This is a genomic window from Streptomyces fulvoviolaceus, assembly GCF_000718165.1.
GTDB classification, from domain to species: Bacteria; Actinomycetota; Actinomycetes; order Streptomycetales; family Streptomycetaceae; genus Streptomyces; species Streptomyces fulvoviolaceus.
On the sequence record NZ_JOEY01000246.1, the window covers coordinates 1 to 212 of the forward strand.

Sequence of the window (212 nt, forward strand, 5' to 3'; positions counted from 1 at the left end):
GCCGGAGCCGGCCCCGTCCTCGGATCCCGTGCCCGTCGCGTCGGAGCCCGTGCCGCTGCCCGCGGTCGACGAGCTGGACGGGGTGGCCTCATTGCCGACCGGAGTGGCGGACGAGGACTGCGCGGCACCGGTGTCCGTGGCCGTGTCCGCGTCCGTGTCCTGGCACGCGGTCATCAGCATGGCGCCGCCCACGAGGGCTGCGGAGACGAGGA

General features: G+C 75.5%; 1 pseudogene. It reads right to left on the reverse strand.

The annotated features are described in order from the left end of the window. Nucleotides 1-212 (reverse strand): annotated as a pseudogene (locus tag IG08_RS0153735) (hypothetical protein); the annotation flags it as partial.